This is a genomic window from Streptomyces sp. NBC_00466 (assembly GCF_041433995.1).
Lineage (GTDB): Bacteria > Actinomycetota > Actinomycetes > Streptomycetales > Streptomycetaceae > Streptomyces.
Window position 1 is genome coordinate 4,280,692 of the sequence record NZ_CP107896.1, and the last position, 12,785, is coordinate 4,293,476.

General features: G+C 70.0%; 11 protein-coding genes and 1 riboswitch. All 11 genes read left to right on the forward strand.

What is annotated here, in order from left to right; all coding sequences use genetic code 11:
- Positions 1-42: 42 nt before the first annotated feature.
- The 11 genes from OG210_RS19205 (at position 43) to OG210_RS19255 (ending at position 12,763) form a co-directional block, all read left to right on the forward strand.
- Complete coding sequence (locus tag OG210_RS19205; protein ID WP_328327324.1) at positions 43-714, forward strand: SurA N-terminal domain-containing protein; 672 nt, start codon at positions 43-45, stop codon at positions 712-714.
- A gap of 9 nt (positions 715-723) precedes the next feature.
- Complete coding sequence (locus OG210_RS19210; RefSeq protein WP_371537860.1) at positions 724-1,782, forward strand: nucleoside triphosphate pyrophosphohydrolase; 1,059 nt, start codon at positions 724-726, stop codon at positions 1,780-1,782.
- The gene (locus tag OG210_RS19215) at positions 1,779-3,140 is read left to right on the forward strand and encodes a cytochrome P450 (protein ID WP_328327322.1); all 1,362 of its coding nucleotides are present in this window, start codon (positions 1,779-1,781) and stop codon (positions 3,138-3,140) included. The genes OG210_RS19210 and OG210_RS19215 overlap by 4 nt, the downstream gene beginning before the upstream one ends.
- Before the next feature lie 136 nt (positions 3,141-3,276).
- Positions 3,277-4,320, forward strand: coding sequence for a transglycosylase family protein (locus OG210_RS19220; RefSeq protein WP_371537863.1), 1,044 nt, complete (start codon positions 3,277-3,279; stop codon positions 4,318-4,320).
- Between the two features lie 257 nt (positions 4,321-4,577).
- A riboswitch (cyclic di-AMP (ydaO/yuaA leader) is annotated at positions 4,578-4,764 on the forward strand.
- A 3-nt stretch (positions 4,765-4,767) separates the two neighbouring features.
- Positions 4,768-5,478, forward strand: coding sequence for a transglycosylase family protein (locus OG210_RS19225; RefSeq protein WP_328327318.1), 711 nt, complete (start codon positions 4,768-4,770; stop codon positions 5,476-5,478).
- A gap of 286 nt (positions 5,479-5,764) precedes the next feature.
- Complete coding sequence (gene eno, locus OG210_RS19230; protein WP_327297204.1) at positions 5,765-7,054, forward strand: phosphopyruvate hydratase; 1,290 nt, start codon at positions 5,765-5,767, stop codon at positions 7,052-7,054.
- Between the two features lie 171 nt (positions 7,055-7,225).
- A complete protein-coding gene (locus tag OG210_RS19235; RefSeq protein ID WP_328327316.1) occupies positions 7,226-7,702 on the forward strand; it encodes a septum formation initiator family protein in 477 nt (158 codons plus the stop codon).
- 148 nt (positions 7,703-7,850) lie between these two features.
- The gene (locus OG210_RS19240; protein WP_328327314.1) at positions 7,851-8,399 is read left to right on the forward strand and encodes a DUF501 domain-containing protein; all 549 of its coding nucleotides are present in this window, start codon (positions 7,851-7,853) and stop codon (positions 8,397-8,399) included.
- A gap of 57 nt (positions 8,400-8,456) precedes the next feature.
- Complete coding sequence (locus OG210_RS19245; RefSeq protein ID WP_328327312.1) at positions 8,457-9,386, forward strand: Ppx/GppA phosphatase family protein; 930 nt, start codon at positions 8,457-8,459, stop codon at positions 9,384-9,386.
- Between the two features lie 468 nt (positions 9,387-9,854).
- A complete protein-coding gene (locus tag OG210_RS19250; RefSeq protein WP_266856287.1) occupies positions 9,855-11,252 on the forward strand; it encodes an NAD(P)/FAD-dependent oxidoreductase in 1,398 nt (465 codons plus the stop codon).
- Positions 11,253-11,467: 215 nt separating this feature from the next.
- Complete coding sequence (locus OG210_RS19255; protein WP_371537867.1) at positions 11,468-12,763, forward strand: class I SAM-dependent methyltransferase; 1,296 nt, start codon at positions 11,468-11,470, stop codon at positions 12,761-12,763.
- Positions 12,764-12,785 lie beyond the last annotated feature (22 nt).

Here is a 12,785-nt window from a genome sequence, read left to right on the forward strand (position 1 = left end):
GCCGCACCCGAGTTAGCACAAACTCGCCGCCAGGAGGCTCCTTTGCACCGCCGCCGTCGCACTGCGCTCTCCGTATCCGCCGCGCTCGTCGCCGCAGCCCCGCTCCTCGCCGCCTGCGGCAGCCAGCCCCATCCGGGCGCCGCGGCCGTCGTGGGCAAGGACCGGATCACGGTCGCCGCCCTGCAGACGCAGGTGAACGACGTACGCGCGGCGCAGAACAAGTCCCCGCAGGCCGCCGAGCTGATCAGGAGCAGCAACAACCTCAGTGGCATGAAGCTCGGCAACATGATCTTCGACCGGGTGCTCGCGAAGGCGGCGGCGGACGCCGGGGCGAAGGTCACCCGCAAGGACATCCAGGACGCGCGCGCCCAGCTGGTCAAGCAGGCCGGCAGCGAGCAGCGGCTCCAGCAGGTCTACCTCCAGCAGAACGGCATCGCACCCGGCCAGATCGACCAGGCGCTCCAGGAGCAGGTCACCGCGTCGAAGCTGGCCGAGAAGCTGGGCGCCTCCCTCAGCACTCCGCAGGGCCAGAGCGCCGTGCTCCAGGCGATGATGAAGACGTCCAAGGCGCTGGGCGTGGACGTCAATCCGCGCTACGGGGTCTGGGACGCCAAGAAGAGCCAGCTCGGCGCGTACAAGACGCCGTGGATCACCCAGGTCACCAGGGAACAGGCCGACACGTCCGCCGGAACCGGAGTCAGCGCGGCGGGGTAGTTTCGACGGGTGACCGCTGAAAACACCCCTGACGCCACCGGCTCCGCGCCCGCCTTCGCCGCCGTTCCCGAGGCGCTCGACGCCCCCGGCCGGGTCGTCCTGCTCACCACCAGCCACCGGGTCGCGCCGGGGCTGCTGTCCTGGCCGGCCTGGCAGCTGCTGCACACGGCGGACCGGGTGCTCTGCGTGGACCCCGAGCACCCGCAGCTGCCGTATCTGCGTGAGGCGGGGGTGACCGTCGAGCACGCGGCGCCCGACGCGCACCAGCTGGTCGAGGAGTGCGCGGGCGGCCGCACGGTCGTCGTCCTCCCCTCGGGCGAGGGCGACCGGCAGCTGACCGACGGGCTGGCCAGGCTCGCGGGCAGCGGCCGGGTGCGGATGCCGGACCTGGAGCTGCTGCCCGGTTCGTACGATCTGCCGGGGGCCCGCCTGCTCGACCTGGTGCAGGTGATGGACCGGGTGCGGCGCGAGTGCCCGTGGACCTCCCAGCAGACCCACCGGGGGCTCGCCAAGTACCTGATCGAGGAGGCGTACGAACTCGTCGAGGCGATCGAGGACGGCGACCGCGACGAACTGCGCGAGGAGCTCGGGGACGTGCTGCTCCAGGTCGTCTTCCACGCGCGGATCGCGCAGGAGGGCACCGGGGAGGAGGGGGACGAGCCGTTCTCCATCGACGATGTCGCGGGCGGCCTGGTCGAGAAGCTGATCCACCGCCACCCGCATGTGTTCGGTGACGAGACGGCGGAGACCGCCGAGGAGGTCCACGCCCACTGGAACCGCACCAAGGCGATCGAGAAGCAGCGGGCGTCGGTGACGGACGGCGTCCCGGTCGGTCAGCCGGCCCTCGCGCTCGCGGCGAAGCTGACGTCCCGGGTGCGGGGCTCGGAGCTCGACGTGCCGCTCCCGGCGGGGGAGGGCGTCGGCTACCGGTTGCTCGCCCTGGCCGCGAGCGCGGAGGCGGCGGGCACGGACCCGGAGGCCGCGCTGCGCGCCGCGGCGCGGGCGTACCGGGACGCGATCCGGGCCGCGGAGAGCGCGGCAGCGGGTACGGCTACCGTCGAGGAGTGACCGACAACAGCACCGCAGGCCCGGCCCCCACCCTTTTCACCTGGGAGTTCGCGACCGACCCGTACCCCGCGTACGCCTGGCTCCGCGAGAACGCGCCCGTCCACAGGACCGCGCTCCCGAGCGGGGTGGAGGCCTGGCTCGTGACGCGGTACGCGGACGCGCGGACGGCACTCGCCGAGCCCCGGCTGTCGAAGAACCCCGCGCACCACGCGGAGTCCCCGCACGCCAAGGGCAAGACCGGCATTCCGGGCGAGCGCAAGGCGGAGCTGATGACGCATCTGCTGAACATCGACCCGCCGGACCACACCCGGCTGCGGCGTCTGGTCTCCAAGGCGTTCACCCCGCGCACCGTCGCGCTCTTCGCACCGCGCGTGCAGGAGCTGACGGACCAGCTGATCGACGCCTTCGTGGCGAGGAGCGCGGGAGAAGAAGGGGGAGAGGAGGAGCCCGAGGGAGAGCCCCGGGAAGAACCCCGGGGAGGGACCCGGGCGGAGGCCGGGGGACAGGCCCGGGGGCAGGCCGGGGGCCAGGCCGACCTCATCCATGACTTCGCCTTTCCGCTCCCCATCTACGCCATCTGCGACCTGCTCGGCGTCCCCCGTGAGGACCAGGACGACTTCCGCGACTGGGCGGGCATGATGATCCGTCACGGCGGCGGGCCGCGCGGCGGGGTCGCGCGGTCGGTCAAGAAGATGCGGAACTACCTCGCCGAACTCATCCACCGAAAGCGGGAGAACCCCGGCGACGACCTCATCTCCGGGCTCATCAGGGCGAGCGACGACGGCGAGCACCTGACCGAGAACGAAGCGGCGGCGATGGCGTTCATCCTGCTCTTCGCCGGGTTCGAGACGACGGTCAACCTCATCGGCAACGGTATGTACGCGCTGCTCCGCAATCCGGACCAGCGGGCGCGCCTGGAGGCGTCACTGGCGGCGGGCGAGACCGGCCTCCTCGCCACCGGTGTGGAGGAACTCCTGCGGTACGACGGGCCGGTGGAGCTGGCGACCTGGCGGTTCGCCACCGAGGCGCTGACCCTGGGCGGGCAGTCCATCGCGGAGGGCGATCCCGTACTGGTCGTGCTGGCCGCCGCCGACCGCGATCCCGAGCGCTTCGCCGAGCCCGACACACTCGACCTCTCACGCACCGACAACCAGCATCTGGGGTACGGGCACGGCATCCACTACTGCCTCGGCGCGCCCCTCGCCCGGCTGGAGGCGCAGACCGCGCTCGCCACACTGCTGCGCCGTCTGCCGGACCTGCGACTTGCGGCAGAACCTGGCGATTTGCGCTGGCGTGGCGGGCTCATCATGCGGGGATTGCGCACGCTTCCGGTGGAGTTCGGTACGCCGCCGAACTGACGGCCTGACCGGTGCATGACTGACGGGGTGTCAAGAACGTGACTTTCATGTGATCTCCACTGCATCGACTTGTGACTGGTGTTCGAGTGCGGCTACGTTCACCCCTCGACTCATCCGTCACACGGAAGGCCACCGCATGCGCACCGGGAACGGTCGGCACCGCCGCCCCCGTCAGGCCCCAGCTCTTGTCGTAGCGGCAGGAGTTACGGGCTCGGCCATCGCCCTTCCGCTGCTGGCGTCGACCGGCGCCCACGCGGCTGACGCCACGACCTGGGACCGGGTGGCGCTGTGTGAGAGCGGCGGCATCTGGAGCACCGACCTCAACAACGGGCACTACGGCGGCCTCCAGTTCTCGCAGGCGACCTGGGACAAGTACGGCGGCGGGCAGTACGCGGCCCGCCCCGACCTGGCCAGCCGCTCCCAGCAGATAGCCGTCGCCCAGAAGGTGTACGCGGCCGAGGGTGCGACCCCCTGGGCCAGTTGTGCGGCCATCGCCGGGCTGACGAAGGACGACGCGGACACGGCCACGGTGGACCCGGGCTCCCCGGACACCGCGAGCCCCAGCCCCACGAAGCCGTCCGCGTCCACCAAGCACCCGTCGGGCGCGGACACGGGTGCGGACGGTTCGAAGGGGACGCCGTCCACGCGGACGCCGTCGAAGCAGGCGAGTCCGAGCCCGTCCGATTCCCCCTCGGGCCCTCCGTCGGGTTCCCCTTCCGGATCGCCGACCCCATCATCACCGTCATCTCCGGCATCTGACCCTTCATCGGATGCATCGGACTCTTCCAGCAATTCGGGCCATTCGGGTTCTTCGGATACTTCGGGCTCCAGTACATCCGTCACGCCCGGCCCGTCGGACTCCGCGTCTCCCGCCCCTTCCGGCTCGGCGCACTCGGGGGTCGGCAGGCACCGGGGCGGCGAGGCCGCGGGCGACTCCGGTGCGAGCCATGACGAGACCGGCCGGCACGCTTCACGCGGCGGGGAGACGTCCCGGGATGACGCCCGTACGGACGGCAGCTACACCGTCCGCGCGGGTGACAACCTCTGGTCCATCGCGGAGGCGCACGATCTGCCCGGCGGATGGCCCGCGCTCTACGCGGCGAACCATCGGACCGTCGGAGGCGATCCGGACTTCATCGTTCCTGGCCAGAGCCTTGATCTCGACCGAAACCAGGGGTAGTTCGGGATTGTATGTCCGCTTCTGTTCGAGTGAGACATGACTCTCGTCGGCCCTGCTGAATGTCCGGACTGTCCGCCCGGCGTACGCCGTCCCTCACCTGCAGAAACGGGTAACGCGGGGTCGTAAACCAGGGATTTCTCCCCCGATGTTCATCTTTGAATATCGGGGGGTCCTGTGATTACGGTCAGACCGCTCGCACCGCGGGCCTCTTCGATCGCCACGCCGAATCCTGCCATCGGTCGAAGGGAAGCAGTTGACGCTAAGAAGCGCCGCAGGCAGGAGCGGGGGACCCAGGTAAGCGCCGGGGCCGGCCGTCCGTTCAGAGTCAGAGAACGGCACGAACCGGGACCGGCTTGGGGTGAAGCTGTGCGCTAGGTCGCGCAGCCGGGCAACTCATTGGCCCGAACCCGACAGCTCACCTCGTAGGCGTCGGTGAGGAGATCCGTCATGCTGTTTTCCAGCAAGTCCAAGCACCGTCGCCCCTCGAAGGCCGTTCGCGTCGCCACGCTCGCCGGTGTTGCCGGTGCCGCTGTGGCCGTTCCGCTGATCGGGGCGACCTCGGCCTCCGCCGCTTCGGTCTCCACCTGGGACGCCGTCGCGCAGTGCGAGTCCGGTGGTAACTGGTCCACCAACACGGGCAACGGCTACTACGGCGGCCTCCAGTTCAACAACTCCAGCTGGGCCGCCGCCGGCGGTACGCAGTACGCCCCGCGTGCCGACCTCGCCACCAAGGGCCAGCAGATCGCCACCGCCGAGAAGCTTCTCGCCATGCAGGGACCGGGCGCCTGGTCCTGCGCCGGTGCCGGCAACCTGACCAGCGGCGGTCCGAGCCCGGACGTCTCCACCGGTTCGAACAGCGGCTCCTCCTCGTCGAGCGCCGGCCAGCAGAGCAGCCACAGCGACCAGCAGTCCGCTTCGCGCAGTGAGGCCCGCACCAGTGCGCCGGCCGCCCCGAAGCACGCCGCTCCCCGCCACGCCGCGCCCACCACGGTCCAGAAGGGCGACGGCGAGTACAAGGTCAAGGCCGGCGACACCCTCGCCAAGATCGCCAAGGCCGAGCACGTCTCCGGTGGCTGGAAGAAGGTCTACGACCTGAACAAGGACATCGTGAAGGACGCCAACCTGATCTTCCCCGGTCAGCAGCTCCACCTGAGCTGATATCAGCTCTCCCCAGCACCCCCGGCCCGGCGCGACTCCCCCGTACGCGCCGGGCCGGGGGTCTCTCCGCCGGAGCCGCGTCCTGGTTCGTCCCGCGGCCCGTCCGGGGAGGGTGGCGTGGTCACCATCTGGTAAATTTGGTGACTTTCACACCGTCATACAAGCTTTTGGGCCCTTTTTCGTCCCAGGGTCCGGGCGCCCTGCCGGCTGATGGCTCCGAGCCGGTTAGGCTCATGCCGCAAGGCCACAGAGACCCTGCGCCCATAGCGTCACATCCCAGAAGGAGATGCTAGTGCCGTCCATCGACGTCGTCGTAGCCCGGGAAATCCTGGACTCCCGAGGCAACCCCACGGTCGAGGTCGAGGTCGGCCTCGACGACGGCAGCACGGGCCGTGCCGCCGTCCCGTCCGGCGCCTCCACCGGTGCGTTCGAGGCCATCGAGCTCCGCGACGGTGACCCCAACCGTTACCAGGGCAAGGGTGTCGAGAAGGCAGTCCTCGCCGTCATCGAGCAGATCGGGCCGGAGCTCGTCGGCTACGACGCCACCGAGCAGCGCCTGATCGACCAGGCGATGTTCGACCTGGACGCGACGGAGAACAAGGGCTCGCTCGGCGCCAACGCCATCCTCGGCGTCTCGCTCGCCGTGGCGCACGCCGCGTCCGAGGCTTCCGACCTCCCGCTCTTCCGCTACCTGGGCGGCCCGAACGCGCACCTGCTGCCCGTTCCGATGATGAACATCCTGAACGGCGGGTCGCACGCCGACTCCAACGTCGACATCCAGGAGTTCATGATCGCGCCGATCGGCGCCGAGTCCTTCTCGGAAGCGCTGCGCTGGGGCGCCGAGGTCTACCACACCCTCAAGAAGGTCCTGAAGACCAAGGGCCTGTCGACCGGTCTCGGCGACGAGGGCGGCTTCGCGCCGAACCTGGAGTCGAACCGCGCCGCCCTCGACCTCATCCTCGAGGCCATCAAGGAAGCCGGTTACGCGCCGGGCAAGGACATCGCGCTCGCGCTCGACGTCGCCGCCTCCGAGTTCTACAAGGACGGCAAGTACGAGTTCGAGGGCAAGTCCCGCTCGGCCGCCGAGATGACCGAGTACTACGAGGAGCTCGTCTCCGCGTACCCGCTCGTCTCCATCGAGGACCCGCTGTACGAGGACGACTGGGACGGCTGGAAGGTCATCACCGACAAGCTGGGCGCCAAGGTCCAGATCGTCGGCGACGACCTCTTCGTCACCAACCCGGAGCGGCTGGCCCGCGGTATCGAGGAGGGCTCCGCCAACGCCCTGCTTGTCAAGGTCAACCAGATCGGTTCGCTGACCGAGACCCTGGACGCCGTCGAGCTCGCGCAGCGCAACGGCTTCAAGTGCATGATGTCGCACCGTTCCGGCGAGACCGAGGACGTCACCATCGCCGACCTCGCGGTCGCCGTGAACTGCGGCCAGATCAAGACCGGCGCCCCGGCCCGCTCGGACCGCGTCGCCAAGTACAACCAGCTGCTGCGCATCGAGGAGATCCTCGACGACGCGGCGGTCTACGCGGGCCGTTCGGCGTTCCCGCGCTTCCGCTCCAGCTGACACAGTGACGCAGCCGGAGAGCAGCTGAATCGAACGAAGAACAGCTGACACGGCCGAAGAACTGAATAAAGAGCTGAATCAGCAGCAAAGGCGCAGCCACGCGCAGCCGTCCCCGTCCCCGGTCCCGTACCGTGTCCGGGGACGGACGTGCGTGTGTAACGGGGAGGCGGCATGGCAGGGAACCGGGACCGGTTCTCCACCGCGACCAGACTCAAGGTGCTCGGTGAGCAGACCGCGGCCCGTGTCTACCGCTCCCAGTCCAGGCGCCAGGCGCGCAGGCCCCGGCTCACCGGCCGGGCCGCGATACTGCTGATGGTGCTCTGCACCCTGGTGGTGGCGCTCGCGTATCCGATGCGGCAGTACGTGTCGCAGCGCGGCGACATCGCCGACCAGCGGCGCCAGGTCAGCGACGCGAGAGCGCGGGTCGAGGAGCTGCGGGACGAGAAGGCCCGCCTCCAGGACAACGCGTACGTGGAGCGGCTGGCCCGTGAGCAACTGCACTACGTGCGGCCGGGGGAGACCAACTACACCATGATCGACCCCGACGCCCGTACCCAGCGCTCCGGCGGCAAGGGCGCGGCCGACCGGCCGTGGTACTCGAACCTGTGGGACGGCGTGGACAGCGCGGACCGCACCAAGGCCCCCTAGGCGGGGCCGTACCGGCCGTCAGCTGTTCGCCGCCGGCCGCCGCCCCACCGGCACTCACTCCGCAGGCACTCACTCCACAGGCAACTCTCTTCCCGGCACCCCACTTCACCGGCACCCCACTTCACAGGCACTCAGATCCAAGGCAGGCATGGAAACGCCCCCTCCGCAGACCGACCGTACCGAGCCCACCGACGCGGACATCAGCGCGTTCAAGGAGCAGCTCGGCCGACCGCCCCGCGGGCTGCGCGCCATCGCGCACCGCTGCCCGTGCGGCAATCCCGACGTCGTCGAGACGGCCCCGCGTCTGGAGGACGGCACGCCGTTCCCGACGACTTACTACCTGACGTGCCCGCGTGCGGCCTCCGCGATCGGCACGCTGGAGGCGAACGGCGTCATGAAGGAGATGACCGAGCGCCTGCGCACCGACCCCGAACTGGCCGCCGCCTACCGGGCAGCGCACGAGGACTACCTCGCCCGCCGCGACGCGATCGAGGTCCTGGAGGGCTTCCCGAGTGCGGGTGGCATGCCCGACCGGGTCAAGTGCCTGCATGTCCTGGTCGGTCACTCGCTGGCCGCAGGGCCGGGCGTCAACCCGCTGGGGGACGAGGCGATCGCGATGCTGCCCGAGTGGTGGGCGAAGGGCCCGTGCGTGCCGCGGGCGCGGGACGGCGAAGACTCCACCCCGCTCGGCGACTGAGGACCGGGCCGGGGATGGAACCCCACTCCCCTTTCACACATCCGTGAGGACACCCATATGACCCGCGTCGCTGCCATTGACTGCGGTACGAACTCCATCCGTCTGCTCGTCGCGGACGCCGACCCCGCCACCGGCGAACTCGTCGACCTGGACCGGCGGATGACCATCGTCCGGCTCGGCCAGGACGTCGACCGGACGGGCCGGCTCGCCCCCGAGGCGCTGGAGCGGACCTTCGCGGCCTGTACGGAGTACGCCGAGATCATCAAGGCCCACGGCGCCGGACACCTCCGCTTCGTCGCCACCTCCGCGTCCCGCGACGCCGAGAACCGCGACGAGTTCGTCAGCGGGGTGCGCGACATCCTCGGCGTCGAACCCGAGGTGATCACCGGCGACCAGGAGGCCGAGTTCTCCTTCACCGGCGCGACGAAGGAACTGGCCGGGCAGGGCGGCGAGTACCTGGTGGTGGACATCGGCGGCGGCTCCACCGAGTTCGTCGTCGGGGGCGAGACCGCCAAGGCGGCCCGCTCGGTGGACATCGGCTGCGTACGGCTCACCGAGCGGCACGTCCGCCACGACCCGCCGACGCTCGGCGAGATCACCGCGATGCGGGCCGACATCGACGTCGCGCTGGACGAGGCGGCCAAGACGGTCCCGCTGTCCGGGAACCGCACGCTGGTCGGTCTCGCCGGTTCGGTGACCACGGTCAGCGCCATCGCACTGGGCCTCGACGCCTACGACTCGACGGCGATCCACCACTCACGGATCACCGCCGCGCAGGTCGGCGAGATCGCCGGAAACCTGCTGATCTCGTCCCACGAGGAACGAGCGGCGATCCCGGTGATGCATCCGGGACGGGTGGACGTCATCGGCGCGGGCGCGATGATCCTGCACTCGGTCATGAAGCGGACAGGCGCCGGCGAGGTGGTCGTCAGCGAGCACGACATCCTCGACGGCATCGCGTGGAGCTGCGCGCGCGACGCCGGATAGCGACGCCCGACAGCGACGCCGGGCCGTCCGCGAGGGCGGCCCGGAAGCGCGTCAGGGGAGCACGTCCGGGAGGGTCGATGACAGCGTTGTCAGCCTTCCGGGGCGCCCCGGTGAGCCGTCCCGGCGGCCGGCCGCGAGAAAGTTCGTGAAGTTCTTCACAAGGAATTGGGGCCCGTCGGCCGAAGATCTGAGGACATTGGTCGCTGCCGGGTGCCCAGAGGTCTCTGTTCCGCCTGTCGCGCGCGGTCTTGTACGTGTTGCGGGGGGCTGTCATCGGGCAGTGGTCCACTCGCCGCAACGCCGTGAGGGCCAGCTCAAGAGGGGTGGACAACGTCCAGTGGGGCGTGCTGGTTCCCTTGTGGAGGAGTGACCTCCGTCATGTGGGCCGCGCAGTGTAGCAGAGGTGCCCGTCGACCTTGTGAAGGGGCGCACGAGGTACCCCCCCTCAGGAGGTGGATACTCGTTGCCATGAGCACCACGGAGCGTCCCAGGATCCTCGTAGTTGGAGGCGGGTACGTAGGCCTGTACGCAGCTCGACGCATTCTCAAGAAGATGCGCTACGGCGAAGCGACCGTTACGGTCGTGGACCCGCGCTCGTACATGACGTACCAGCCCTTCCTCCCCGAAGCTGCTGCCGGCAGCATCTCGCCCAGGCATGTCGTCGTCCCGCTGCGACGCGTGCTGCCGAAGGCCGAGATCCTCACCGGCCGAGTCACCACGATCGACCAGGACCGCAAGGTCGCCACGGTCGCGCCGCTCGTCGGCGAGGCCTACGAGCTGCCCTTCGACTACCTGGTCATCGCGCTCGGCGCGGTCTCCCGCACCTTCCCGATCCCCGGCCTCGCCGAGCAGGGCATCGGTATGAAGGGTGTCGAGGAGGCGATCGGCCTGCGCAACCACGTCCTCGAGCAGCTCGACAAGGCCGACTCGACGACCGACGAGGACGTCCGCCGCAAGGCGCTCACCTTCGTCTTCGTCGGCGGTGGCTTCGCAGGTGCGGAGACCATCGGCGAGGTCGAGGACATGGCCAGGGACGCCGCGAAGTACTACACCAACGTCAAGCGCGAGGACATGCGCTTCCTGCTGGTCGACGTGGCGGACAAGATCCTTCCCGAGGTCGGGCCGAAGCTCGGCGCGTACGGCAAGGAGCACCTGGAGTCCCGCGGGGTCGAGGTCTACCTCAAGACCGGCATGGACTCCTGCATCGACGGCCACGTGGTGCTGAACAACGGCCTGGAGGTCGACGCCAACACGCTCGTCTGGACCGCCGGCGTCAAGCCGAACCCGGTCCTCGCGCGCTACGGTCTGCCGCTCGGCCCCCGCGGCCACGTGGACACCTCCGAGAAGCTCCAGGTCCAGGGCACGGACTATATCTGGGCCGCGGGTGACAACGCGCAGGTCCCGGACATGGCCGCCCGCAAGGCCGGCGTCGAGAACGCCTGGTGCCCGCCGAACGCCCAGCACGCGCTGCGCCAGGCCAAGGTCCTCGGCGACAACGTCATCTCGGGTATGCGCGGCTTCCCGCAGGGCGACTACGAGCACGCCAACAAGGGTGCGGTGGCGGGTCTCGGCCTCCACAAGGGCGTCGCGATGATCGTCATGGGCAAGATGAAGATCAAGCTCAAGGGTCGCCTCGCCTGGTACATGCACCGTGGTTACCACGGCCTCGCGGTGCCGACCTGGAACCGCAAGATCCGCGTCGTCGCCGACTGGACCCTCGCGATGTTCCTCAAGCGCGAGGTCGTCTCGCTCGGCGCGATGGAGACTCCGCGCGAGGAGTTCTACGAGGCGGCCAAGCCGGCGCCCCGTCCTGCGGCGCCGAAGGCCGAAGCGGGCAAGTCCGACGCCGAGAAGGCCAAGGCCTGACCCGGTAGCGCAGCAGGTTCGTTCACGTTCGTTCAAGTCGAAGAGGCCGTCCGCCATCCGTGGTGCGGGCGGCCTCTTCGACGTACCGGGACAGATGTACATGTATCCACCACGGATTTTACGCTCCCGTTATGTGGTATTGGGACTGTGGCGGCGGGTGTTCGGTGTTTACCTACTGCTGAGCCTTTCCCATCTGTTGTACGGAGGTGTGCGCCATGGCCGACGCCGCGCTGCGGCTGACCACTCTCGCCGAGGAGCTGCTGGGAGCCCCGCTCCCGGTCCGCATCCGGGCCTGGGACGGCAGCGAGTCCGGGCCGCCGGGGACGCCCGTCCTGGTGATCCGTCACCGGCGCGCCCTGCGGCGGCTGTTGTGGAAGCCGGGGGAGCTCGGCCTCGCCCGGGCCTGGGTCGCCGGTGAGATCGACGTGGACGGCGATCTGTACGCGGCGCTCGACCTGCTGGCCGGGCTGATCTGGGAGCGCGACGACCCGGCGGAGCTCAAGAAGACGCGCCTGGCGCTGCTCGACCCGAAGCTGCGGGCCGCCGCCCGCGGGCTGCTGGACATCGGCGGGCTGCTGCCCCCGCCGCCCCCGCCGGCGGAGGAGATCAGACGCCGCCGGGGCCCGATCCACACCAAGCGCCGCGACCAGCAGGCCATCAGCCACCACTACGACGTCGGCAACGACTTCTACGAGCTGGTGCTCGGGCCGTCGATGGTCTACTCCTGCGCCTACTGGGCCGAGGATTCCACGCTGGAGACCGCCCAGCGCGACAAGCTCGACCTGGTCTGCCGGAAGCTGGAACTCAAGGAGGGCATGCGGCTGCTCGACGTCGGCTGCGGATGGGGCTCGATGGCCATCCACGCCGCCCGCGAGTACGGGGCGCGGGTCACCGGTGTCACCCTCTCCCGCGAGCAGGCCGCGTACGCGCGCAAGCGCATCGCCGAGGAGGGCCTGACCGACCGGATCGAGATCCGCGTCCAGGACTACCGGGACGTCAAGGACGGCCCGTACGACGCGATTTCGTCGATCGGGATGGCCGAGCACGTCGGGTCGATCCGCTACCGCGAATACGCGGACGATCTGTTCGCGCTGCTCAAGCCCGGCGGCCGGCTGCTCAACCACCAGATCGGCCGCCGCCCCGAGCGCGACGAGTCGGCGTACGAGATCGACGCGTTCATCGACGCCTACGTCTTCCCGGACGGCGAGCTGTCGCCGGTCGGCCGGACCGTGGAGCTCCTCGAGGAGGCCGGTTTCGAGGCCCGCGACGTCGAGATGCTCCGCGAGCACTACGCGCTGACGCTCCGGGAGTGGGTGGCCAACCTTGAGGCGCGCTGGGCGGAGGCGGTCCGGCTGACGAGTCCGGGCCGGGCCCGGATCTGGCGGCTCTACATGGCCGCGTCCGCGCTCGCCTTCGAGAAGAACCGGATCGGCGTCAACCAGGTGCTGGCCGTGAAGACCCCGGAGAGCGGGGCCTCGGGGCTGCCGCGCCGGGCCCGCGACTGGCGCTGACGGGCCGCGGACCTGCCCGGCG

What these genes read in the sequence shown, in the direction of transcription:
- OG210_RS19250 (WP_266856287.1), top strand. Translation starts at nt 9,855, where the DNA reads ATGAGCACCACGGAGCGTCCCAGGATCCTCGTAGTTGGAGGCGGGTAC.
- OG210_RS19235 (WP_328327316.1), top strand. Translation starts at nt 7,226, where the DNA reads ATGGCAGGGAACCGGGACCGGTTCTCCACCGCGACCAGACTCAAGGTG.
- OG210_RS19225 (WP_328327318.1), top strand. Translation starts at nt 4,768, where the DNA reads ATGCTGTTTTCCAGCAAGTCCAAGCACCGTCGCCCCTCGAAGGCCGTT.
- OG210_RS19240 (WP_328327314.1), top strand. Translation starts at nt 7,851, where the DNA reads ATGGAAACGCCCCCTCCGCAGACCGACCGTACCGAGCCCACCGACGCG.
- OG210_RS19245 (WP_328327312.1), top strand. Translation starts at nt 8,457, where the DNA reads ATGACCCGCGTCGCTGCCATTGACTGCGGTACGAACTCCATCCGTCTG.
- OG210_RS19220 (WP_371537863.1), top strand. Translation starts at nt 3,277, where the DNA reads ATGCGCACCGGGAACGGTCGGCACCGCCGCCCCCGTCAGGCCCCAGCT.
- OG210_RS19255 (WP_371537867.1), top strand. Translation starts at nt 11,468, where the DNA reads ATGGCCGACGCCGCGCTGCGGCTGACCACTCTCGCCGAGGAGCTGCTG.
- eno (WP_327297204.1), top strand. Translation starts at nt 5,765, where the DNA reads ATGCTAGTGCCGTCCATCGACGTCGTCGTAGCCCGGGAAATCCTGGAC.